At 58.9% G+C, this 21,666-nt stretch carries 26 protein-coding genes; 20 read left to right on the forward strand and 6 right to left on the reverse strand.

Annotated elements, in window-relative coordinates:
- Positions 1–22: 22 nt before the first annotated feature.
- The 13 genes from rpoZ (at position 23) to recO (ending at position 9,636) form a co-directional block, all read left to right on the forward strand.
- Positions 23–376 carry a DNA-directed RNA polymerase subunit omega gene (rpoZ, locus tag BMY44_RS17175; protein WP_089997103.1) on the forward strand — a complete coding sequence of 118 codons (354 nt, stop codon included), beginning with the start codon at positions 23–25 and terminating at the stop codon, positions 374–376.
- A gap of 19 nt (positions 377–395) precedes the next feature.
- On the forward strand, positions 396–2,525 hold the full coding sequence (locus tag BMY44_RS17180; protein WP_089997104.1) for a RelA/SpoT family protein: 2,130 nt from the start codon (positions 396–398) through the stop codon (positions 2,523–2,525).
- A gap of 33 nt (positions 2,526–2,558) precedes the next feature.
- Complete coding sequence (locus tag BMY44_RS17185) at positions 2,559–3,215, forward strand: DUF2062 domain-containing protein (RefSeq protein WP_089997105.1); 657 nt, start codon at positions 2,559–2,561, stop codon at positions 3,213–3,215.
- 51 nt (positions 3,216–3,266) lie between these two features.
- Entirely contained in the window at positions 3,267–4,007 is a 741-nt protein-coding gene (locus BMY44_RS17190; RefSeq protein ID WP_089997106.1) for a pyridoxine 5'-phosphate synthase, read from the forward strand.
- Between the two features lie 121 nt (positions 4,008–4,128).
- A complete protein-coding gene (locus BMY44_RS17195; protein WP_089997107.1) occupies positions 4,129–4,626 on the forward strand; it encodes a hypothetical protein in 498 nt (165 codons plus the stop codon).
- Positions 4,623–4,943 carry a Dabb family protein gene (locus BMY44_RS17200; RefSeq protein WP_089997108.1) on the forward strand — a complete coding sequence of 107 codons (321 nt, stop codon included), beginning with the start codon at positions 4,623–4,625 and terminating at the stop codon, positions 4,941–4,943. The genes BMY44_RS17195 and BMY44_RS17200 overlap by 4 nt, the downstream gene beginning before the upstream one ends.
- A gap of 10 nt (positions 4,944–4,953) precedes the next feature.
- Positions 4,954–5,412 carry a hypothetical protein gene (locus tag BMY44_RS17205; protein WP_089997109.1) on the forward strand — a complete coding sequence of 153 codons (459 nt, stop codon included), beginning with the start codon at positions 4,954–4,956 and terminating at the stop codon, positions 5,410–5,412.
- Entirely contained in the window at positions 5,409–5,825 is a 417-nt protein-coding gene (gene acpS, locus BMY44_RS17210; RefSeq protein WP_089997110.1) for a holo-ACP synthase, read from the forward strand. The genes BMY44_RS17205 and acpS overlap by 4 nt, the downstream gene beginning before the upstream one ends.
- A gap of 95 nt (positions 5,826–5,920) precedes the next feature.
- Positions 5,921–6,760: a signal peptidase I gene (gene lepB / locus BMY44_RS17215; RefSeq protein WP_089997111.1), complete on the forward strand. Its 840-nt coding sequence runs from the start codon at positions 5,921–5,923 to the stop codon at positions 6,758–6,760.
- Entirely contained in the window at positions 6,757–7,437 is a 681-nt protein-coding gene (rnc, locus tag BMY44_RS17220; protein ID WP_089997112.1) for a ribonuclease III, read from the forward strand. The genes lepB and rnc overlap by 4 nt, the downstream gene beginning before the upstream one ends.
- Positions 7,434–8,342 (forward strand): GTPase Era, encoded by a 909-nt coding sequence (gene era, locus BMY44_RS17225; RefSeq protein WP_089997113.1) that lies wholly within the window; start codon positions 7,434–7,436, stop codon positions 8,340–8,342. Before rnc ends, era begins: the two co-directional genes overlap by 4 nt.
- Complete coding sequence (locus BMY44_RS17230; RefSeq protein WP_089997114.1) at positions 8,339–8,665, forward strand: DUF1491 family protein; 327 nt, start codon at positions 8,339–8,341, stop codon at positions 8,663–8,665. Before era ends, BMY44_RS17230 begins: the two co-directional genes overlap by 4 nt.
- 239 nt (positions 8,666–8,904) lie before the next feature.
- The gene (gene recO, locus BMY44_RS17235; protein WP_089997115.1) at positions 8,905–9,636 is read left to right on the forward strand and encodes a DNA repair protein RecO; all 732 of its coding nucleotides are present in this window, start codon (positions 8,905–8,907) and stop codon (positions 9,634–9,636) included.
- Here recO and BMY44_RS17240 read toward each other — a convergent pair.
- The 5 genes from BMY44_RS17240 to BMY44_RS17260 form a co-directional block, all read right to left on the reverse strand.
- Positions 9,624–10,001 (reverse strand): META domain-containing protein, encoded by a 378-nt coding sequence (locus BMY44_RS17240; protein ID WP_089997116.1) that lies wholly within the window; start codon positions 9,999–10,001, stop codon positions 9,624–9,626. The two genes, recO and BMY44_RS17240, sit on opposite strands and share 13 nt — an antisense overlap.
- The gene (locus BMY44_RS17245; RefSeq protein ID WP_089997117.1) at positions 9,998–11,014 is read right to left on the reverse strand and encodes an NAD-dependent epimerase/dehydratase family protein; all 1,017 of its coding nucleotides are present in this window, start codon (positions 11,012–11,014) and stop codon (positions 9,998–10,000) included. Before BMY44_RS17245 ends, BMY44_RS17240 begins: the two co-directional genes overlap by 4 nt.
- Before the next feature lie 39 nt (positions 11,015–11,053).
- The gene (locus BMY44_RS17250; RefSeq protein ID WP_089997118.1) at positions 11,054–12,742 is read right to left on the reverse strand and encodes an acyl-CoA dehydrogenase family protein; all 1,689 of its coding nucleotides are present in this window, start codon (positions 12,740–12,742) and stop codon (positions 11,054–11,056) included.
- A 145-nt stretch (positions 12,743–12,887) separates the two neighbouring features.
- Positions 12,888–13,412 carry a DUF3859 domain-containing protein gene (locus BMY44_RS17255; protein WP_089997119.1) on the reverse strand — a complete coding sequence of 175 codons (525 nt, stop codon included), beginning with the start codon at positions 13,410–13,412 and terminating at the stop codon, positions 12,888–12,890.
- A gap of 94 nt (positions 13,413–13,506) precedes the next feature.
- Positions 13,507–15,105 carry a phosphoenolpyruvate carboxykinase gene (locus BMY44_RS17260; protein ID WP_089997120.1) on the reverse strand — a complete coding sequence of 533 codons (1,599 nt, stop codon included), beginning with the start codon at positions 15,103–15,105 and terminating at the stop codon, positions 13,507–13,509.
- Between the two features lie 299 nt (positions 15,106–15,404).
- On the opposite strand from BMY44_RS17260, the gene BMY44_RS17265 reads away from it, so the two are divergent.
- The 7 genes from BMY44_RS17265 to BMY44_RS17295 are packed head-to-tail and all read left to right on the forward strand — an operon-like array spanning position 15,405 to position 20,776.
- Positions 15,405–16,106: a response regulator transcription factor gene (locus BMY44_RS17265; protein WP_089997121.1), complete on the forward strand. Its 702-nt coding sequence runs from the start codon at positions 15,405–15,407 to the stop codon at positions 16,104–16,106.
- Positions 16,107–16,111: 5 nt separating this feature from the next.
- A complete protein-coding gene (locus BMY44_RS17270; RefSeq protein WP_089997122.1) occupies positions 16,112–17,851 on the forward strand; it encodes a sensor histidine kinase in 1,740 nt (579 codons plus the stop codon).
- 9 nt (positions 17,852–17,860) lie between these two features.
- Positions 17,861–18,286 (forward strand): HPr kinase/phosphorylase, encoded by a 426-nt coding sequence (locus BMY44_RS17275; protein WP_089997123.1) that lies wholly within the window; start codon positions 17,861–17,863, stop codon positions 18,284–18,286.
- On the forward strand, positions 18,283–19,203 hold the full coding sequence (gene rapZ, locus BMY44_RS17280) for an RNase adapter RapZ (protein ID WP_089997124.1): 921 nt from the start codon (positions 18,283–18,285) through the stop codon (positions 19,201–19,203). Before BMY44_RS17275 ends, rapZ begins: the two co-directional genes overlap by 4 nt.
- On the forward strand, positions 19,200–19,592 hold the full coding sequence (locus BMY44_RS17285) for a PTS sugar transporter subunit IIA (protein ID WP_089997125.1): 393 nt from the start codon (positions 19,200–19,202) through the stop codon (positions 19,590–19,592). The genes rapZ and BMY44_RS17285 overlap by 4 nt, the downstream gene beginning before the upstream one ends.
- Before the next feature lie 2 nt (positions 19,593–19,594).
- Entirely contained in the window at positions 19,595–19,864 is a 270-nt protein-coding gene (locus tag BMY44_RS17290) for an HPr family phosphocarrier protein (protein ID WP_089997126.1), read from the forward strand.
- Between the two features lie 33 nt (positions 19,865–19,897).
- Positions 19,898–20,776, forward strand: a complete 879-nt coding sequence (locus BMY44_RS17295; protein WP_089997127.1) for a lysophospholipid acyltransferase family protein — start codon at positions 19,898–19,900, stop codon at positions 20,774–20,776.
- Here the strand turns inward: BMY44_RS17295 and BMY44_RS17300 are convergent.
- Entirely contained in the window at positions 20,773–21,648 is an 876-nt protein-coding gene (locus BMY44_RS17300; RefSeq protein WP_089997128.1) for a 3-hydroxybutyryl-CoA dehydrogenase, read from the reverse strand. The genes BMY44_RS17295 and BMY44_RS17300 overlap by 4 nt on opposite strands.
- Positions 21,649–21,666 lie beyond the last annotated feature (18 nt).

Below are 21,666 nucleotides of genomic sequence, written 5' to 3' on the forward strand. Positions count from 1 at the left end.
CCTAGCCCTAGGAGCATACCCCATGGCCCGCGTCACAGTTGAAGATTGCGTCGACAAAGTTCCCAACCGTTTCGAGTTGGTGATGCTTGCCGCACACCGCGCCCGTGAAATCTCTGCCGGCGCGCCGATCACCGTCAATCGCGACAACGACAAGAACCCCGTCGTGTCGCTGCGCGAGATTGCAGAAGAAACCCAGCAGGCCGACGATCTGCGCGAGCGCATGATCGAAGCCAACCAGACCCAGATCGAGGTTGATGAGCCGGAAGAGGACAGCATGTCCCTGTTGATGGGCGCTGAGCAGGACAAACCCGTCGAAGACGACATGTCCGAAGAGAAACTGTTGCGCGCTCTGATGGAAGCTCAGGGACAGCGCTAACCCCAAGTTACGGACCAGCATGACGACTGACGATGATCTGATCGCGCTGGTCCGCACTTACAACCCTCGCACGAATGAACATATGCTGCGGGACGCTTTCGCGTTCGGCGCAGAAATGCACGCGGGCCAGTTCCGCCATTCCGGCGAACCTTATTTTACACATCCTGTCGCGGTTGCCCTTCTTCTTGCCGAAATGCAGATGGATGATGCGACACTTGTGACCGCGCTGCTGCACGACACGATCGAAGACACCAAAGCATCCTTCAGCGAGGTCGAGCAACGGTTCAGCCGGGAAATCGCGGAATTGGTTGACGGCGTCACCAAGCTGACGAACCTGCAGCTGAATTCCACAGAAACAAAACAGGCCGAAAATTTCCGAAAGCTGTTCATGGCCACCTCGCGGGATCTGCGGGTGACGCTGGTCAAGCTTGCCGACCGTCTGCACAACATGCGCACCATCAAGGCCATGCGCCCCGAAAAGCAGGCCCAGAAGGCCCGCGAGACGATGGACATCTACGCCCCGCTTGCCGGCCGCATGGGTATGCAATGGATGCGCGAAGAACTCGAAGACCTTGCCTTCCGTGTGCTCAACCCCGAGGCCCGCAGCTCGATCATCCGCCGTTTTATCACGTTGCAGCGCGAAACCGGTGATGTGGTGCAAAAAATTACCGCCGACATGCGGGTCGAACTGGAAAAGGCCAATATCCAGGGCGAGGTCATGGGCCGCGCCAAAAAGCCCTATTCGATCTGGCGCAAGATGCAGGAAAAGGATCAGGGCTTTTCGCGCTTGTCGGATATTTACGGGTTCCGCGTCATCTGCGCGACCGAGGCCGATTGCTATCGCACCCTTGGTGCGATCCATCAACGCTGGCGTGCCGTGCCCGGACGTTTCAAGGATTATATCAGCCAGCCTAAATCCAACGGGTATCGCTCGATCCACACGACGGTTTCGGGGCGTGATGGCAAACGCGTCGAGGTTCAGATCCGCACCCGCGAAATGCACGAGGTCGCGGAAACAGGCGTTGCCGCGCATTGGTCCTATCGCAACGGTGAGCGGGTCGAGAACCGCTTTGCCGTCGATCCGGTCCTGTGGATTTCGTCGCTCACCGAACGGCTGGACGACGATCAGGACCACGATGAATTTCTCGAAGCAGTCAAGCTCGAGATGTATACCGATCAGGTCTTCTGTTTCACGCCGAAAGGCGATGTCATCAAGTTACCGCGCGGCGCGACGCCGATCGATTTTGCCTATGCCATCCACACCCGGATCGGGTCCAAATGCGTCGGTGCCAAAGTCGACGGTATCCGCGTGCCGCTTTGGACCCGTTTGAAGAACGGCCAGTCGGTCGAGGTCGTGACCGCGGAAGGGCAGAAGCCGCAGTCGACATGGATCGATATCGCGGTGACGGGCCGCGCCAAGACCGCGATCCGCCGGTCCTTGCGGGAAGAAGACCGTGAACGGTTTGAGAGACTGGGGCGCGAATTGCTGCGCGTAGCCTTCGAGAACGTCGGCAAGAAATTCACCGAAAAGGCGATCCGCACAGCGGCCAAGACCCTTGCCCTTGAAAGCAGCGAAGAAATGCTGGTGCAGCTTGGCAGTGCCGAGCTGTCAGCGCGGCTCATCGTGGCTGCACTTTACCCGGAACTTGCCACCACCAACGGCGATCAGGTCGAACCGGGCCGCGCTGTCGTCGGTCTGAGCGGCGATCAGACATTTACCCGTGCGCAATGCTGTCAGCCGGTCCCGGGCGAACGGATCGTCGGTCTGACGTTCCGCGGACAGGGCGTGGTGATCCACGCCATCGATTGCGCCGTTCTCGCAACATACGAAGACCAGCCGGACCGCTGGATCGACCTGCGATGGCAGGAAGGCAACCACCCGGCGACGAACAATGTGACCTTCGATATCTCGATTACGAACGATGCAGGCGTGCTGGGGCGCATTTGCACATTGATTGGCGAGCAGAACGCCAATATCTCGGACTTGAAGTTTATCGACCGGAAACCAGACTATTATAGGCTGCTGATTGACGCCGATTTGCAGGATGCGTCACACCTGCACCGCGTCATGACCGCGTTGGAGGCGGAAAGCACGGTGTCGTCGATCGAACGCCATCGTGACCCGGCGCGTGCCGGAAACAGCCCATAGGCGCGATGCGCCCAAGAAAAGGAAGACAGGTTTTTGGTATTCAAACGACGGGATAGACGACCAATCTGGAAGGTTGCGGTCGATTTCATCTATCCCAAAGGCGGGTGGGGCCGCGCGTTCGAATATGTCAAACACCGGGTCCGCCGGCTGCCGGACACGCCTGAAAAGATCGGGCGCGGCGTCTGGGCCGGTGTCTTTGCGGCCTTCACGCCATTCTATGGGTTGCACTTCGTCGTCGCCGCTTTGCTCGCCAAGGTGATGCGCGGCAATATCCTTGCGGCCTTGATGGGCACCTTCTTTGGCAACCCGCTCACCTATATCCCCATTGGCGTGGCAGCTTTGTCGACCGGGCACTGGCTGCTTGGCACAACCTTCGACGGCTCGATCATCGGCGGCAACGACACGTCTTGCCGGATCGGCTGTCAGTTCTCGATGGCTTTTGCCGACTTGTGGCGCAATCTGATCGCGATGTTTACAGGTGAAACAGCCGACTGGTCCGGTCTTGCCGGTTTCTATGCCGAGGTTTTCTATCCCTACCTTGTCGGCGGCATCATCCCCGGAATCGTATGTGCCACGGTCAGCTATTACCTCTGTGTGCCGCTGGTGTCGGCCTATCAGAACCGCCGCCGCAAAAAGCTGAGAGAGAAGCTCGACAAGCTCAAGAATAAATCCTTGCCCGAGAATGGCTAAGGCCTGAAAACGCGTTAGGTTGCTGTCAGAACTTCAGAAAGGGATTAGAAGATGAGCAAGCTGCGTCTGGGGGTCAACATCGACCATGTGGCAACTGTGCGTAACGCGCGCGGCGGCGACAATCCCGATCCCGTCCGTGCCGCGCTCATGGCGCAGGACGCCGGTGCCGATGGCATCACCGCACACCTGCGCGAAGATCGCCGCCACATCATCGACAGTGACATCGACCGGTTGATGGACGCGTTGCGCGTCCCGCTTAATTTCGAAATGGCCGCAACCGCCGAGATGCAGGCTATTGCCTTGCGTCACAAACCGCATGCGGTCTGCCTAGTTCCTGAAAAGCGAGAAGAGCGGACAACCGAAGGCGGGCTGGACGTCGCCAAGAATGACAACGCGCTTGGGGCCTATATCGCGCCACTGCGCGATGCGGGCGCGCGCGTGTCCATGTTCATCGCCGCTGAAAAGTCGCAGCTGGATGCCTCTGCCCGTATCGGTGCCCCTGTCGTCGAATTGCACGCCGGGGCCTATGCCGATGCCTGGGCCGAAGAACGCTGGGACGTGCGCGACAGCGAACTGGCCAAGATCACCGACATGGCGGCCTATGGCGCGTCCATCGGGCTAGAGGTCCACGTCGGGCACGGGCTGACCTATGACAGCGTCGGCCCGATTGCCGCGCTGCCAGAGGTGATGGAACTGAACATCGGCCATTTCATCATTGGTGAAGCGATCTTCAGAGGCCTGCCCGAGGCGATCAAGGAAATGCGTCGCTGCATGGACGCCGCCCGCGCTTAAACCCATCGTTCGCGAACTGGAAACAGTGCGTTCGCGATACCGCACTGGCCTAAACCGGAATCCAGCGCCAAACTGCCTTGGGTCATGCAAATGACGCGTTGAAACCTCTGGGGGGAGGCGGATGAAGGGTTGGGTCACGACGTACCCTGTCAGGGCGATTGGGCTGGTTGCAGCAGCCCTGTGCTGCGGGTGGCTGCCGATGAAAGCAAACGCGCAGGTGGTTTCGCCCTGCACAGAAGAATCCCAGATTGATCTGATTGCCCAGCCCGAACATCTGAACATCCGGCATTTCGCCAAGGGTGCGGTACTTGTCGCCATCACCGATGATGGCCGGGACGACGCGGCAACGGCGCTGTCCGTACTGATCCTGTCGCCTCCGCTGAACGATCTGAGCGAGCGGCAATGTCGCCGGATCAGCTTTTCGGACACGGACGGCTACGCGGCACTTCTGCTCGACAAGGCCGAGTCCGCCTATGACCCTGCCAACGGTCTGTCATTGCGCTTGCCAGCGATCTATGTAGCTTCCTCCGAAAGTGCAGGTGACGCAGTGGAGTTGGACGTGACAGTGAATGCGCAAACCGGGGTCATCACGCCCGTTCAGATCACGGCCACCAATTGAGCGGCCGCATTCTGCACGTCGTCATGCTGCGCCTGGCCCCCGACACGCCAGCGGCTAATTTGGAGTCGGTGATGTCCGGCCTGGCCGCCTTGCAAAAGGACGTCCCCGGATTTCTGGAGTTTGCACACGGTCCAAACCGCGACTTTGAGAAAAAGTCGCCAGAGTATGCCTATGGCTTTCAATGCAGCTTCGCTGATAAAGACGCTCTGCAATCCTATGCCGATAACCCGACCCACAAACAGCTTGGCGCGAAACTTGTCGCGATGTGCGTCGATGGTGCAAATGGAATATGGGTTGCGGATATCGAAGTCGGCTAGGGACGCTGCGATGCGTGGTTTCATCACATTTTTTCTGACTGTCTGTGCATCCGCGGCGATGGGGCAAGAGGTGCAGGACTGCAATCACGCGTTCCAGTTCGGCGGGGCGGTACAACCTGCGGATATGAACACCCGTGCCTACGCCAACGGCAGCGTCAAGTTCGTCGTCATCCATGATGGAAAGTCGCAAGCGGCAGATGCCTTCTTCCTTGCGGTCCTGTCCCCCTTCGGTCCTGACGACGCACGCCAGCGGTGTCACCTGATCGGTCGGGACGTCGGGGTTGGCTATGCGAACATCGCACTCAATCTGGCAGAGGCCGAATACAACGCGGCAACCGGCCTGACCGTGGCCGTGCCCGCGCGCATCTACCTGCCGGACGTTGGGTTCAGCAATGGCACGCTCTTGTCGGTGAACGTCAATCAGGCAACGCAGACGGTAAGTGTGAGCCAGGAATTGGGCAACGAATGATCCTTGGGATCGGAACAGACCTCGCCAACATCGAGCGGATCAGCGGTACGCTCGACCGGTTTGGCGATCGCTTTCGCAATCGTGTCTTTACCGACGTCGAACAACGCAAGGCTGAACGGCGCAAGGACGTCGCAGGCACCTACGCGAAACGCTGGGCCGCAAAAGAGGCGTGTTCCAAGGCGCTGGGCACTGGCCTGCGCATGGGGATCAGCTGGAAAGATATGGCCGTCAGTAATCTGCGCACGGGACAACCCGTCATGGAAGTGACAGGGTGGGCGAAAGAACGGCTTGATGCGATGACGCCGCCGGGCCACGAGGCAATTATCCATGTGACATTGACGGACGATCACCCATGGGCGCAGGCCTTTGTTCTGATCGAAGCAAGACCGCTGGTCGGGGCAGTGACAGACTGATAGGGATTATGAACGCTAACGCCGCGTTGGCTTGCTTGACAGACAAAGGCCTTCGCCCCATGAAGCGCTGCAACCAAACGCCGAAAGGGTGAAGTATGGCTGAAAAGTCGGGATTCTTCGGATCCGTCATCGAAACCGTCAAGACCGTGGTCTATGCGCTGCTGATCGCGGGACTTTTCCGGACGATCTTTTTCCAGCCTTTCTGGATTCCGTCAGGTTCGATGAAGGACACCCTTCTGATCGGCGACTTCCTGTTCGTGAACAAGATGGCCTACGGGTATTCCTACGCGTCCTGTCCGTCGATCCGTATTCCCGCGCTGGGCATCGATATCGGTGCGGATGATTTCTGCGGTGTGTTTCAGGGTGACGGGTCAGAACGGCTCTGGGGGTCGGATCCGGAAGTCGGCGACGTGGTGGTTTTCCGCCATCCCGTCAACGGGCGCGACTTCATCAAGCGCCTGATCGGCAAGCCGGGTGATCGCATCCAGATGAAAGACGGCGTGCTGCATATCAACGACACACCCGTCAAGATCGAGGATGACGGGCTGTTCATCGAAACGATGGAATATCAGGGACCGCAAAGCGCGCTGCCACGCTGTTCCAACGGGGCGGTGGGCCAAGGTGCAGACTGCGTGAAGGAACGCAGCTATGAAACGCTGCCCAATGGCGTGCGCCATGCCGTTCTGAATATCGGCCCGCAGCAATCGGACAACACGGGCGTCTATACCGTTCCCGCAGACCACTTCTTTTTCATGGGTGACAATCGCGACAATTCGACTGACAGCCGTGTGGCGCAGGCTGCCCGTGGTGTCGGGTTCGTGCCGCGCGCAGATATCGTGGGACGGGCCGACCGGGTGATGTTCTCTTCCGCCGGACGCTCCATGCTGGCCTTCTGGACGTGGCGGGGCGATCGCTTTTTCAAGGAAATCGAGTGAAGCTGTCAGCCGATCTTGCCGCGTTCCAGACCCGGCTCGGGCATATCTTTGCCAAGCCAGATTACCTTGTGCGGGCCGTGACGCATTCGTCCATGACCTCGGCACACCGCGACGATAACCAGCGGCTGGAATTTCTGGGTGACAGGGTGCTCGGGCTGGTCATGGCCGAAGCCTTGCTGCAAGCCGACCCGAACGCGCCCGAAGGGCTGCTGGCCCCGCGCTACAACGCGCTTGTGCGCCGCGAGGCCTGCGCTGACGTGGCGCGCCAGATCGACCTGGGGGCGGTGCTGAAACTGGGCCGGTCGGAAATGAAATCAGGCGGGCGGCGCAAGGAAGCCCTGCTTGCTGACGCGATGGAAGCAGTCATCGCGGCAATCTATCAGGACGGCGGGTACGATATCGCCCGCAAGGCGATTTTGCGGCTGTGGGGCGACCGGATCGGCAATGTCGCTGATGATGCGCGCGATCCGAAGACGGCGTTGCAGGAATGGGCGCAGGCCCGTGGCGAACAGCCGCCCGCCTATGTCGAAATAGCGCGCGAAGGTCCGGATCACCAACCGGTCTTCACGATCGAGGCCCGTCTTGAATCCGGGCAGTGCGAACAGGCGACAGCCGGGTCCAAACGTCATGCAGAACAGGCGGCAGCGAAAGCGCTGCTGGAAAAGGTAAATTCATGAGCGACACACGCGCAGGTTTCATCGCTCTTATCGGAGAGCCGAACGCAGGCAAATCAACGCTGCTGAATCGCATGGTCGGGGCCAAGGTGTCAATCGTGACGCATAAGGTGCAGACCACGCGGGCGCGCATCAGGGGTGTGGCGATGGAAGGGCAGTCGCAGCTGGTCTTTGTCGATACGCCGGGACTGTTCCAGCCACGCCGCAGACTCGACAGGGCGATGGTCGCTGCTGCATGGGGCGGGGCTGCAGATGCTGACGTGGTCGTCCTGATGATCGAGGCGCATCGCGGCATGTCCGATGGCGTCAAAGCCATTCTGGATGGGCTTGGCGATCTGGGCGACCGCCGGATCGCACTTGCGATCAACAAGATCGACAAGGTCAAGTCAGAGACGCTACTGGCGCTCACGCAAGCCATGAACGAGGCGTTCGCTTTTGAGAAGACCTTCATGATTTCCGCGGAAAAAGGGCACGGGTGCGATACTTTGCGCGCGTGGCTCGCGCAAGCGGTGCCACTTGGTCCCTGGCTCTACCCAGAGGATCAGCTGTCCGATTTGCCCATGCGCATGATCGCCGCCGAAATGACCCGCGAAAAACTGACGCTGCGACTGCATCAGGAATTGCCCTATCAGCTGACAGTCGAAACCGAAAACTGGGAAGAACGCAAAGACGGGTCCTGCAAGATCGACCAGCTGGTCTATGTCATGCGCGATGGGCACAAGGGAATCGTGCTGGGCAACAAGGGCGAAACGATCAAGGCTGTCGGGCAGGCTGCGCGCGCGGAACTCGAAGAGTTTCTGGGCCGCAAGGTCCATCTGTTTCTGCAGGTCAAGGTCCGTCCGAACTGGTTGGAAGAATCCGAACGCTATGACGAGATGGGGCTGAACTTCAAGGACGGCAATTCGTGAGGCTCACTGCAGGGATATGGGTCTCTGCTTACCTCAAACGGTTAAGCCTGCTGAACATCCCGGCCTTCATCGTCGCCAAGGGTGATGCCACGGCGGGCGCGGTGCTGATCAAACTCAACACACTTGACGGGCAGGCCTGCTGCTTCCAGCGATCATTCGATGTGATGACCGGAGAGCGCAAATGGGTCGTTCTGTCTGACGGGGCGGAGGGGGACGTCGATGCCTCCGTCGCCAAACAGCGGTCCTTTGATCCCGACCTCTGGGTGATCGAGGTGGAAGACCGCGCAGGGCGGCACTTGCTCGACGAACCCGGTCTCGCGTGACGTGGGGCGGATTTTTGAGTATTTTTGGCAAGATGATACGAAAAAGACGCCCTCCATTTACGGCATGTTAAGGTTAATGCGCGAGTCTGACCGTGCGGTACAGGGTGGAGACCCGATGGCCGTGCAAGGTGATGCTTTTGAAAAACGGCATGCACAGGGCAAGATGGTCTTTGGTATCATCTTGCCCAAAATACTCCCGCCGGAGGCTTTGCAACATCCGCAGGTAGGCGGACCCGCGCATGATTGAATGGCGCGACGAAGGGGCGGTTCTGGCGGCGCGGCCACTCGGCGAAACGTCCGTTATTCTGGACGTCTTCACACCGACCATGGGGCGGCATACCGGCGTGGTCCGTGGCGGCACGTCGCGCAAGCATGCGCCCGTTCTTCAACCCGGTGCGCAAGTTTCGGTCGCATGGAAGGCCCGTCTGAACGAACACCTCGGCACCTTTACCATTGAACCCGTCCGCAGCCGCGCGGCACAGGCGATGGGGGACCGCCTCGCGCTCGCTGGGTTGAATGCCGTCTGCGCCTTGCTGTCTGCGGTTCTGCCTGAACGGGAGGCGCATGGCGCACTCTACACGCAAACGATCAGCCTTCTTGACCTGCTCGGGCAATCCGAGGTCTGGCCACTGGCCTACTTGCGCTGGGAACAGAACTTGCTTGAAGAAATGGGCTTTGGCATGGATTTGTCAGCCTGTGCCGTCAGGGGCGTGAACGAAGATCTTGCTTTTGTGTCGCCGAAATCGGGCCGCGCCGTCAGTCGTGAAGCGGCGGGTGACTGGGCGGACCGCTTGTTGCTTTTGCCGCCCGTGTTGGCGGGGAAAGGTGATGCAACCGCGTCCGAAATCGTCAAAGCGCTCGCCACGACAGGCTTCTTTGTGGAAAAGCGGCTGATGCGTGCAATGGGTGATCGCCCGGTTCCGGCAGCGCGCCAGCGCTTGCTCGACGTGATCGCGCGTCAAGGCGACTGAAAGACCAGACTGTCGTCGGCGTCGTTGGACAGGATCAGAACGGGGCCGCTGATCTCGGCCAGCGTCATCGCAGCAAGCGTTTCGAAATAGCGGGATTCAAGCGCAAGTTCCGGGCAGGCCCGTCGTGTCGCCATGACCGGTCCGATTTCAAACCACGGATAGGGAACAAGCTGGTTCGCTGTGTAGGAATTGCAGGGCGCTTGCCCACTGATCTGTCCGGTATCGCTGATGTTCAATGTGATCTGCGTATTTACCGGAGCACCGTTCAATTCGCGCAGAACGTAATCATCGCCGCTGCCAAAGGCCGAAATGGTTTCGTCCGGTCCACATGCGGCAAGCGCAAACAGAAGGACATAGCGTTTCATACGTCTTCGTATCTCACAACGGCATCTGCGGCGGCTAGGATGGCTTCGGATGCTGGCGTGAACGTGATGCCCAGAACGTCCGTGGTCGCTTGATTGTCGGCTGACAGGTTCATGTCGACGATGGGCAGGATCTGCTTGGCCTGCGCATCAAACAGCGACATCAGCCAGACCATGAATTTCGGGGCCGTCCGTTTGGGCAGATTGCGATCGGCGTATTTCGTACGGAGGATCTCTACGACGTCCGGTGCCATCATGTAACGATCTGCGAGGATAAATCGCTTTCCGACACTTCCGGGGGCCGTCAACGCGTTCACATGCGCGCGCGACACATCTGCGATATCGACGATGGCCAGCGGAAAATTCGGCACCAATGGCAACTTGCCAGTCAGGAACTGCCCGATCAGCGATAGCGATGTGCCATAGTTGCCATCCATCGGCGTACCCACGACCAACCCGGGATTGATCGCGGTCAGCTGCATTTCAGGGTGGTCCTTGACGAAATCCCATGCTGCCTGTTCGGCAAGCGTTTTGGACTTTGCGTAAGGTCCCATCGACTTGTGGCCGACCTTTGACCAGTCGTCGGGGGTCAATTCCTCCCCGGGTGCCACGTCCTTGTGCTGTATGGCCACCACGGACGATGTCATGACAAAGCGCGTCACCCCGGCCGCCTGTGCAGCCCTGAGCGCACGCAGCACGCCATCGACTGCCGGACGCACGACATCGTCTTCATTCTTGGGCACGCCGCCGGGAAAGGGCGAGGCGGTGTGCAATACTGCATCTACGCCGCGGACAGCGTCCGACCAGCCTTTGTCTTTCATCAGATCAAGTTCACAGAAACTCAGACGTGTCAGCAGGCCCGGATCGTCCAGATGCGGGGCGACTGCGGCGTTCACCTCTTGCACCCGCTTGGTCGACCGCATCGATCCCCGCACGAAATAGCCCGCGTTCAGCAGGTCCACCGCGATGCGTTTTGCGATAAATCCGGTTATGCCTGTCAGCAGGATGGTTTTCATGTCACGCCCCAATCATTCTTGCATGACATATGACCCAATTCAGCTATCTAGCAAGCGCCTTGCGATCACCTGCGCCTGAATTTCGGCCGCGCCTTCGAAAATATTCAGGATCCGCGCGTCACACAGGATGCGGCTGATCTTGTATTCCAGCGCGAAACCATTGCCGCCGTGGATCTGCAACGCGTTGTCCGCACAGGCCCACGCCACCCGCGCACCAAGCAGTTTTGCCATGCCCGCTTCAAGGTCGCATCGACGGTCGTTGTCTTTTTCCTGTGCCGAGAAATACGTCAGCTGCCGTGCCACCATGATCTCGGCCGCCATGAGGGCGAGTTTGCCCGATACACGTGGGAAGTTGATCAGCGCCTTGCCGAACTGGTTGCGTGTCTGAGCATAAGCCATGCCTTCATCCAACGCGGACTGCGCGACACCAACAGCCCGTGCAGCGGTCTGGATGCGCGCGGACTCGAATGTCTGCATCAGTTGCTTGAACCCCTGGCCTTCGACACCGCCAAGAAGGTTTTCGCCCTTCACTTTGAAATCGTCGAAGTTCAGCGTGTATTCCTTCATGCCGCGATAGCCGAGCACTTCGATCTCGCCGCCGGAAATGCCGGCGTCCTGCCAGGGTTCCGCATCTGTGCCGGGCGTCTTTTCCGCCAGGAACATCGACAGTCCCTTGTAATTGTCCGTGTCAGGAATGGTGCGGGCCAGCACGGTCATGACGTGCGTGCGGGCCGCGTGCGTGATCCATGTTTTGTTGCCGGAAATGATCCAATCGTCGCCATCCTTGCGTGCCTTCGTGCGCAGTGCACCCAGATCGGACCCCGTGTTCGGTTCGGTAAAGACCGCCGTCGGCAAGGTCTCACCCGATGCCAACGATGGCAGCCATTTCTGTTTCTGCTCTTCGGTGCCTCCGCAGATAATCAGCTCTGCTGCGATTTCGGACCGGGTGCCAAGCGAACCAACACCGATATACCCGCGCGACAGTTCCTCGGACACGACGCACATTGATGCCTTGGACAGGCCGAAACCACCGTATTCTTCGGGGATCGTCAGGCCGAACACACCAAGTTCCGCCATTTCGGAAATGATCTCCATCGGGATCAGTTCGTCTTTCAGGTGCCATTCATGCGCGTGTGGTTCGACCCGGTCCACGCTGAAGCGGCGGAACTGTTCGCGGATCATCTCCAGTTCGTCGTCCAGACCGGACGCACCGACGGTCAGGTTTGCCGAATGCTCTTGCATCAGATCGCAAAGCCGCGTGCGTGCGGCCTGCGTGTTGCCCGACTGCGTCAGCGTCATGACAGCAGGGGCCATCAGATCGCGCATGTCGTCCTGAGCCAGCCCAAGGTCTTGCAGGCGCACCATTTCACCCTGGTTCATCTGGATGCCGCCATACATCTGCCAGAGGTATTCACCAAAGATGATCTGGTGGATCAGATGTTCGGTTTCCCCGAACTTGCCCGCTGCATCCAGCCGTTCGGCCCATTTCTGCATTTGACGCAGGGATTCCGTATAGGTCGCAAACCAAGCAAGACCGTGCGTAGCAGTCTGGTTTGCCTCGATCAGGCTATTTGAAACGCGCTCGCCTTCGGTGACGCGTGATCTGACAGAGGCCTTCGCTTTTTCAAAGGTCGCTTCGACGGCTGGTAGGGCTTTGGCCGTCAGGTCCAGTAGATCCGGCAGGATTACATCAGTGGTCATTGTCATATCCTGTCCGTCATGCGCCATTGGTCGAATCCTCATTATTGTGCAGGTGCAGAGATAACTGCTGTGCAACTGCAGCGCAATAATAATTCAATAAGTGCGACGAAAATGCATATTTATGTCGCAATGACCTCGGTTGTTGGGCGCTGGTCAGTCACTGTGCCCAAACTCAGGACAGCAGTTCCTCGAAATTGCAGATTGCCGCCAGCTCGGGCACCTGATTTGGCGGCACAACCTGAAATGACGTGGTGTAAAGCACCTCGTCACCGTCGGTCGCCGTCATCGTCCACGTTCCAGGCAGCAGCTCGTATTCATAGTCGAACTGGTAGAAGGTAATCGAACTGTCGACACCACTGATGCTGGTCTGGAACGATTGCGATTTCGCTCGACCATCGCCCATTGGCGGGTGGGTAATTGTCATGGTTACGTTATCGATACCGAACGCGGATTCCGACATCGCCTTGACCCCGAAACCGATCCCCATGACCGCAGGAACCTTGTTCACGGTCGACACGAAAGGTGGCTCGTCAACGATGACATTCGTGATGCCCGCAACCGTATCGGGGGCAGGGCGGGTGCCTGTGCTTTCGGGCGGGCAGATCACGCCACTTTCAAGCGCGGCGATCGCGGGACCTGTCTTGTCCTGTGCCAAAAGAGGGGTGGCCAACAGAAGGAATGGAATGAGATATCGCATGCCCCCAACTTGGGAGGCGGAGTGCATTTGTCAACGGGATTGAATGACGTCAGCAGGAAACGCGCCTATTCCGGATGAAACAGGCGCGTGTCGCTTAACCGATGGCCGCGGCCTTGACGTCCGCGTCGATGAAGGGGACGTATTTTTCAAAGTTGTTCGAAAACATCTCGACCAGTTTCGCGGCCTGTGCGTCATAGGCGTCCTTGTCCGCCCATGTATCGCGTGGGTTCAGCAGCTGATCGTCGACGCCGTCGCAAGTCACCGGCACTTCGAATCCAAAATTTGGATCCTTGCGGAACTGGTTTTCGACAAGCGTGCCGTCCAGCGCTGCGGCCAGCAGGGCGCGGGTCGCCTTGATCGGCATCCGCGACCCGGTGCCATAGGCCCCGCCCGTCCAACCGGTGTTCACCAGCCAGCAGGTCGCCCCGTGCGATGCGATCTTCTTGCGCAGCAGGTTGCCATAAACCTCCGGGCGGCGCGGCATGAACGGCGCACCGAAACACGTGGAAAACGTGGGTTCCGGTTCCGTTACACCGCGCTCGGTGCCCGCGACCTTGGACGTAAAGCCTGACAGGAAGTGATACATCGCCTGCGCGGGTGTCAGGCGTGAAATCGGGGGCAACACGCCGAAGGCATCGCACGTCAGCATGATGATGTTCTTTGGATGGCCGCCAAGCGCGCTTTCGGATGCATTGCTGATGTAATTCAGCGGGTAGGCGCAGCGCATGTTGGCCGTCAGGCTGTCATCTTCGAAATCCAGTTCCTTGGTTTCGGGATCAAAGACCATGTTTTCAATGACCGTATGGGGCATGGAACAGGTCGCGTAGATTTCCGGCTCTGCCTTCGGGTCCAACCCGATGGTCTTGGCATAACACCCGCCTTCAAAATTGAAGGTGCCACGGTCGGACCAGCCATGTTCGTCGTCACCAATCAGGGTGCGCGACGGATCGGCGGATAGCGTCGTCTTGCCCGTGCCGGAAAGGCCAAAGAAGACAGCCGTATCGACAGGGTTGCCCGGTGCGTGGTTGGCCGAACAATGCATCGGCATGATGCCCTTTTCCGGCAGCAGGTAATTCAACAGGGTAAAGACGGATTTCTTGTTCTCGCCTGCGTATTCCGTGCCGCCGATCAGGATAAGCTTCTTGGCGAAATTCAGCGCAATGACCGTATCGCTGCGGCAGCCGTGCTTTGCCGGGTCCGCCTTGAAGGACGGGCAGTTGATAATCGTCCAGTCAGGGGCAAACGTATCAAGCTCAGACGCTTCGGGGCGGCGCAGCAGGTGGCGGATGAACAGCCCGTGCCAGGCAAGTTCGGTAACGACGCGCACATCAAGACGGTGAGCAGGGTCGGCCCCGCCGAAAAGGTCCTGCACATGATAGGTACCGCCCTGCATGTGGGCGAGCATGTCCGCGTGCAGCGTGTCAAACGCTGCCGGATCCATCGGGGGATTGTTTTCCCACCAGATTGTATTCTTCGTTTCCGGCGTCACGACGACGAATTTGTCCTTGGGCGACCGGCCGGTATGTTTTCCGGTTGTGACAAGAAAGGTGCCACCCTGACCTTCGACACCTTCACCAGCAGCAATCGCGGCCTCCTGCAGCGCGGCTTCGGACAGGTTGTAATAGACGTAACCCAGCCCTTTGATGCCTTGATCTTCAAGTTTCATCTGTGGGTTGACCTGTCCTTGGTCCATAGGAACGCTCCTGAATAATCAGCCGGGATTGGCGTGCGTAGGTCCATCTAGCACCATGCTTTGCCAGCGGAACACCCTGATTTCATGGCGTTAGCGCAACCAACTGCATGTTAGCGCAACCAAAAGGAGCCGATCGGAAAAGGTGGGCCATTTTAGTCAATTCTTAGGGCCTAGTGGCGCAAATAAGGCACGCCCATGTGGCCGAATCACACTTTGGGATTGATTCGTGGGCGCAAAACGGTGAAACAATTGGAAAAAAGCAGGCTAATAACAACAATCGAGCAGTAAGGGTTAAACCTATGTCAAAAATTGCACTGGTGGACGACGACAGGAACATCCTGACGTCTGTGTCCATGACTCTTGAAGCAGAAGGCTTCGAAGTCGAAACATACAACGATGGTCAGTCCGCCTTGGATGCGTTCAATAAACGCATGCCCGATATGGCTGTCCTCGATATCAAGATGCCCCGCATGGATGGCATGGATCTACTGCAACGGCTGCGCCAGAAAACATCCATGCCGGTCATCTTCCTGACCTCCAAGGATGATGAAATCGACGAAGTACTCGGTCTGCGCATGGGTGCGGACGATTACGTCAAGAAACCATTTTCCCAGCGCCTTCTCGTGGAACGTATTCGTGCGCTGTTGCGCCGTCAGGACGTGATCAGCGGCGATGTGGTCGAAGAAACCGAAGAAACCAAGATCATGGTGCGCGGCGAACTGACGATGGACCCGCTGCGCCACGCGGTGAAATGGAAAGGTCGGGACGTATCGCTGACCGTCACCGAATTCCTTCTTTTGCAGGCGCTCGCACAGCGCCCCGGCTTCGTAAAATCGCGCGACCAGCTGATGGATGTCGCCTATGATGATCAGGTCTATGTCGATGACCGGACCATTGACAGCCACATCAAGCGGTTGCGCAAAAAGATGCGCTCGGCGGACGATGAATTTTCCGCGATCGAGACGCTTTACGGGATCGGTTACCGCTACAACGAAGAATAGTAGCGATGAGCGATTCAACAGCCATTGATGTACGCGACCTGAAATCGGTGCGCCGGGCGGCAGACGCCTCGGCGCCCGACGTCGTTTTGGGTGATGACTGGGTGTCGCCGCAGGCGGCAGGCGAACAGGAACTGTTCGACAAGCGCCGCAGCCGCGGCTTGCTGACCCTGCGCAAATCGCCTATCGCGCGCAAGATCATCACGTTCAACCTGATCGCAATGATCCTGATGATCGCAGGTGTGCTTTACCTGAACCCGTCGCGTGACAACCTCGCGTTCCAAAGGGCCAATGGCCTCGTGAACGAAGCGGAACTCATCGCCGACGTACTCGAAGCGCGGATGCCGCTGACCGCGCCGGTGAATATGGTCACGGGTGACGGCATTGATGTCCTTGGGACACTGCTGGAAATGGACCTGCGCGGTGGCATCGAAGTATCGGTATTCGATCCGAACGCTATCCTTGTCGCCACGGCGACAGGTGCCAGCGGCGGATCATCCATCGACGGTCTGAACCGCAACGAAGGTGGCACCTTCATTACTGATATCCTCAGTTCGGCCTGGTCAAGCCTGCTAAGCGTCGTGGGTGCCGACAGCGCAGTGAACGGTGCCGGACTGCAACCGCGGCTAAACCCCGAAGACATTCTATCGGTCGTTGAAAACGGCACAAAGGTGCAATCGCTCAACTCTGCATCCGGCACGACATTTGTCGTTGCCACGCCGATCCGGCAAGGCACCAACACGGTCGGTGTCGTCGCGATTTCCAGTGCTGCGGGCGAACTTGACCGGCTTGTGCGGCACGAACGCGAACAGGTGTTGCGCCTGTTCATCGTCGGTATCCTTGTCAGCGTCGGCCTCAGCCTTGTGCTTGCATCGACCATCGCCAACCCGCTGGCTGACCTGTCCGCTGCGGCGGAACTCGGCCGTGACAAGAACGCGCGAAAGATGTCCCCGACCAAGGTGCGCATCCCCGACCTCACCGCCCGCCCTGATGAAATCGGGCGCCTGTCCGGCGCGCTGCGCGGCATGGTGCAGGCACTTTACGAACGAATCGAAGGCAACGAACAATTTGCCGCCGACGTCGCGCATGAAATCAAGAACCCGCTGGCGTCGCTACGCTCTGCTGTTGGCACGATGCGCGTCGCCAAGCGCGAGGATCAGCGCGAAAAGATGCTCGAAGTCATCGAACATGACGTCCGTCGCCTCGACCGGCTGGTCAGCGATATTTCCAACGCGTCGCGGCTCGACAGCGAGCTTGTGAAAGAGGAAGAAGAATCCTTTAACCTTCTGAAGATGCTGCAGAACATCAACGAATTCCTCGGCAAGGAAGCAGAATCCAAAGGCATCGACTATATCGCCGATCTGCCAAGCGAACCGATCCACGTCATGGGCCTTGAAGGGAGGCTGGCGCAGGTCTTTGTCAACCTGATCACCAACGCGATTTCCTTCTGCGAAGACGGGGATGCGATCCGCGTCTGGGCGCGTCGGCGCGAAAACCGCGTGCTGATCGTGGTCGAAGATACAGGCCCCGGCATCCCGAACGAGGCCCTGCAAAAGGTGTTCAAACGGTTCTATTCCGAACGCCCCGAACAGCAGTTTGGCAACAATTCCGGCCTTGGCCTCGCCATCTCCAAACAGATTGTCGAGGCGCATGGCGGCGTGATCTGGGCCGAAAACATCCGCCCGACAGAGGCTGACATGACATCGGAACCGCTGGGCGCGCGTTTCGTTGTCGGCCTGCCGGTCTAGGGCAGGGGCATGGACACCCAATCGCCCCTCCACGCGACCTGCGTGGCGGTCGGCGGTGCGGGCGTTCTGATCACGGGTGCATCCGGCAGCGGAAAATCGAACCTTGCTCTCCAGATGCTCGCGCTGGGTGCGGTGCTTGTCGCGGATGACCGCGTCTTGCTGACTGAAACGGACGGGCATCTGATGGCCACTTGCCCGCCGACGTTGGTGGGCCTGATCGAGGCGCGTGGAATTGGCATCCTGAATGCGCAATCCTGCGCGGGCGCACCCGTTCGGCTGGCCGTTGATCTCAGCACGGTTGAAACCGAACGGATCCCACCCCGACGTGAGGTCACACTTCTTGGGGTTCATATCCCCTTGTTTCACAGGGCCAGTGACATACATCTGGCTTCTGCGATACTTCAATTCATGCGCGCCGGCCGGAGTGAGCGATGACGCAAACCAAGGATGCAGACGATCCTAAAACACCGAGCCTCTTGCTTGTGACCGGCCCATCTGGCGCCGGGCGGTCGACAGCTGTCAATGCGTTGGAAGATCTCGGTTACGAGGTCATCGACAATCTGCCACTTTCGCTATTGCCCCCCTTGCTTGCGGTCACCCATGAACGCCCGCTGGCGCTCGGGCTAGATGTGCGCAACCGTGACTTCAGCATTGACGCGCTGATTGCCGTGATCGACGCCGTGCACGAACGGCTGGGTGATATGGCGCAGGTTCTTTATCTGGATGCGGCCGAAGACACGCTGCTGCGTCGCTATTCTGAAACACGTCGCCGCCATCCGCTGGCCCCCGCCGGTCCGCCACAGGCGGGGATCGCGCGCGAAAATGAAATGCTGGCCCCGATCCGCGTGCGCGCCGACTATGTGGTCGACACGACAAAGATGTCGCCCCATGACCTGCGGGCCGAGATCGACAGTATCTTCGCACCCGGTGAAGGGCGGATGCTGGGCGTGACCGTGCATTCCTTTTCGTACAAACGCGGCCTCCCGCGCGGGCTGGACATCGTGCTGGACTGCCGCTTTCTGCGCAATCCGCATTGGGATCCAAAACTGCGTGCACTTGATGGACGCGACCAGGCTGTCGCGGATTATGTCGCCGCTGATGACCGGTTTCCGACGTTCTTTGCCAAGGTCAAAGACCTGATTACGCTGCTTTTGCCAGCGCATAAGGACGAAGGCCGATCGCATCTTTCAATCGGTTTTGGGTGTACCGGCGGGCAACACCGTTCCGTCATGATGGCAGAAAGACTGGCCGCAAGTCTTGAAGAAGACGGTTGGCAGGTGTCTAAGCGGCACAGGGAAATGGAACGGCGCGACGGTGTGGGGCTGTCGGGCAAACAGGGACAAGGCGTTTGATCGGGATCGTTATTGTTGCGCATGGTGGGTTGGCGCGCGAATATCTTGCAGCTGTTGAACACGTGGTTGGTGTCCAGGAAGGCATCAAGGCCATCACCATTGCCCCCGAAGAGGACCGCGCCCGCAAGCAGCAGGAAATCTGCGAGGCCGCCAACGCCGTCGATTCAGGAAACGGTGTCGTGATCGTCACCGACATGTTCGGCGGGTCCCCGTCCAATCTGTCGCTGCGCGCCTGTTCGATCGAGAACCGTCAAATCCTTTACGGTGCGAACCTGCCCATGCTGATCAAACTTGCCAAGTCCCGTCACAAGCCGGTGCCGGATGCCGTGACCGCCGCGATCACCGCCGCCCACAAGTATATCAATGCCCACAGCGTCGGACCTGCGTGACCATGGCGAAATTTCAGATCCAGATCCAGAACATCAAAGGCCTGCACGCCCGCGCCTCTGCAAAACTTGTCGAAGTCGTCGAAGCATTTGATGCCACGGCCGTCGTTTCCAAGGACGGAATGCGGGCCGAGGGCGATAGCATCATGGGCCTTTTGATGTTGGCAGCTACCATCGGAACCTTTATTGAGGTCGAAACAGATGGCCCAGACGCAGAGGCCCTGGCCGCCGCAATCACCGATCTGGTGAATGACAAATTTGGTGAGGGTGACTGACTGTCGGGACAGGGCAGAGCAAAGGCGACCCGATTGACCGAGACCACCAGCGATCGTGTTCCGGACGTGGCGAAACCGACAGGCAAGGCCCATGTGCTGAACCGCGGTGCCCTGACCTATGCCAATACCTTTGAAAGCCCGATCAAGCGCGGCATCGTCCATGTCATCGAATGGCTGACCGGCAAGGTCACGATCATCAATCTGGTGCGCCGCTTTGAAAAGGGCGGCCCCTACGAAGGCAGCGCATTCTGGGTTGCCGCGCTCCGGATCATGGGAATCGAAATCACGACGCCCGAGTCCCAGTTGAACAACATCCCAAAGGAAGGCCCCGTCATCCTTGTCGCCAACCATCCGCACGGCATGGTCGACGGGATGGTTCTGGCCGGGCTGATCGCAAAGCGTCGGGAGGATTACAAAATCCTCACCCGGTCGTTGTTGACCAATATTGACACTGTCGCCAGCAACTATCTGATCCCGGTGCCATTCCCGCACCAGTCGGATGCACAAAAACAATTTGTCGAGATGCGCAAACAGGCGATGGCAGCCCTTGCCGATGGCGGTCTGATCGCCTTGTTTCCATCCGGCGTCGTTGCGTCGTCTGACACGATGTTCGGTCCCGCAATTGAACGTGAATGGAACGTATTCACCGCCAAGATGATCCGCACGTCCGGCGCGACAGTTGTGCCCTGCTATTTTCCGGGGTCCAATTCGCGCTGGTACCAGATGGCCAACCGCATTTCCGCGACCCTGCGCCAATCATTGTTGCTGTTCGAAATCGTGCATGCGCGCAACAAACCGCAAGCTCCGATCGTGGGTGAACCTTTGACGCCGGACGATATGACCGAACGCCTGAAAGATCCGCGCGCCTTCATGGTCTGGATCCGGGATCTGACGCTATCGCTGAAGGATTAGCGCGTCGGCACGGGCACATCGCCGCGATAGTCATAAAAACCACGCTTTGATTTGCGGCCAAGCCAGCCAGCTTCGACATATTTGGTCAGCAGTGGGCAGGGGCGGTACTTGGTATCCGCCAATCCGTCATGCAGCACGTTCATGATCGCCAGACAGGTGTCCAGACCGATGAAATCGGCAAGTTCCAGCGGACCCATCGGGTGGTTCGCGCCCAGTTTCAGCGAGGTGTCAATCGACTGCACCGACCCAACGCCTTCATAAAGCGTATAAATCGCCTCATTGATCATCGGCATCAGGATGCGGTTGACGATGAAGGCGGGGAAATCTTCGGACGCCGTTGACGTCTTGCCCAGCTTCTCGACAACGCCCTGACAGGTTTTGAAGGTCGCCTCATCCGTGGCGATCCCGCGGATCAGTTCGACCAACTGCATCACAGGGACGGGGTTCATGAAGTGGAAGCCCATGAATTTTTCCGGCCGATCCGTGCCAGAGGCCAGACGCGTGATCGAAATCGAAGACGTGTTGGATGTGAGGATCGTATCGGGCTTCAGATGCGGGACGAGGTCTTCGAAGATCGCGGTCTTGATCGTCTCGCGCTCTGTTGCGGCTTCGATGATCAGGTCGGTCTTGCCAAGGTCGATCAGTTTGTCCGTCGTGCCGATGCGCCGCATCGCGTCGTCCTTGGCGCTCTCGGAGATCGCTTCCCTGCCGACCTGCCGCGTCAGGTTCCGGTCGATCAGTGCGACAGCGGCATCAAGCGCGTCGCGGCTGACGTCGGTCATCAGAACATCGAACCCGGCAAGGGCGAACACATGGGCGATGCCATTGCCCATCTGACCTGCTCCGACGATGCCTACACGTTCAATATTCATGGCGCTTTCTCCTGCGGC

This window comes from Cognatiyoonia koreensis (assembly GCF_900109295.1).
Lineage (GTDB): Bacteria > Pseudomonadota > Alphaproteobacteria > Rhodobacterales > Rhodobacteraceae > Cognatiyoonia > Cognatiyoonia koreensis.

Bases quoted from the DNA above. Each gene is read 5' to 3' on its own strand.
- rpoZ (WP_089997103.1), top strand. From the start codon at position 23: ATGGCCCGCGTCACAGTTGAAGATTGCGTCGACAAAGTTCCCAACCGT.
- BMY44_RS17180 (WP_089997104.1), top strand. From the start codon at position 396: ATGACGACTGACGATGATCTGATCGCGCTGGTCCGCACTTACAACCCT.
- BMY44_RS17190 (WP_089997106.1), top strand. From the start codon at position 3,267: ATGAGCAAGCTGCGTCTGGGGGTCAACATCGACCATGTGGCAACTGTG.
- BMY44_RS17195 (WP_089997107.1), top strand. From the start codon at position 4,129: ATGAAGGGTTGGGTCACGACGTACCCTGTCAGGGCGATTGGGCTGGTT.
- BMY44_RS17205 (WP_089997109.1), top strand. From the start codon at position 4,954: ATGCGTGGTTTCATCACATTTTTTCTGACTGTCTGTGCATCCGCGGCG.
- acpS (WP_089997110.1), top strand. From the start codon at position 5,409: ATGATCCTTGGGATCGGAACAGACCTCGCCAACATCGAGCGGATCAGC.
- lepB (WP_089997111.1), top strand. From the start codon at position 5,921: ATGGCTGAAAAGTCGGGATTCTTCGGATCCGTCATCGAAACCGTCAAG.
- era (WP_089997113.1), top strand. From the start codon at position 7,434: ATGAGCGACACACGCGCAGGTTTCATCGCTCTTATCGGAGAGCCGAAC.
- recO (WP_089997115.1), top strand. From the start codon at position 8,905: ATGATTGAATGGCGCGACGAAGGGGCGGTTCTGGCGGCGCGGCCACTC.
- BMY44_RS17240 (WP_089997116.1), bottom strand. From the start codon at position 10,001: ATGAAACGCTATGTCCTTCTGTTTGCGCTTGCCGCATGTGGACCGGAC.
- BMY44_RS17245 (WP_089997117.1), bottom strand. From the start codon at position 11,014: ATGAAAACCATCCTGCTGACAGGCATAACCGGATTTATCGCAAAACGC.
- BMY44_RS17250 (WP_089997118.1), bottom strand. From the start codon at position 12,742: ATGGCGCATGACGGACAGGATATGACAATGACCACTGATGTAATCCTG.
- BMY44_RS17255 (WP_089997119.1), bottom strand. From the start codon at position 13,412: ATGCGATATCTCATTCCATTCCTTCTGTTGGCCACCCCTCTTTTGGCA.
- BMY44_RS17260 (WP_089997120.1), bottom strand. From the start codon at position 15,105: ATGGACCAAGGACAGGTCAACCCACAGATGAAACTTGAAGATCAAGGC.
- BMY44_RS17265 (WP_089997121.1), top strand. From the start codon at position 15,405: ATGTCAAAAATTGCACTGGTGGACGACGACAGGAACATCCTGACGTCT.
- BMY44_RS17270 (WP_089997122.1), top strand. From the start codon at position 16,112: ATGAGCGATTCAACAGCCATTGATGTACGCGACCTGAAATCGGTGCGC.
- BMY44_RS17275 (WP_089997123.1), top strand. From the start codon at position 17,861: ATGGACACCCAATCGCCCCTCCACGCGACCTGCGTGGCGGTCGGCGGT.
- rapZ (WP_089997124.1), top strand. From the start codon at position 18,283: ATGACGCAAACCAAGGATGCAGACGATCCTAAAACACCGAGCCTCTTG.
- BMY44_RS17290 (WP_089997126.1), top strand. From the start codon at position 19,595: ATGGCGAAATTTCAGATCCAGATCCAGAACATCAAAGGCCTGCACGCC.
- BMY44_RS17300 (WP_089997128.1), bottom strand. From the start codon at position 21,648: ATGAATATTGAACGTGTAGGCATCGTCGGAGCAGGTCAGATGGGCAAT.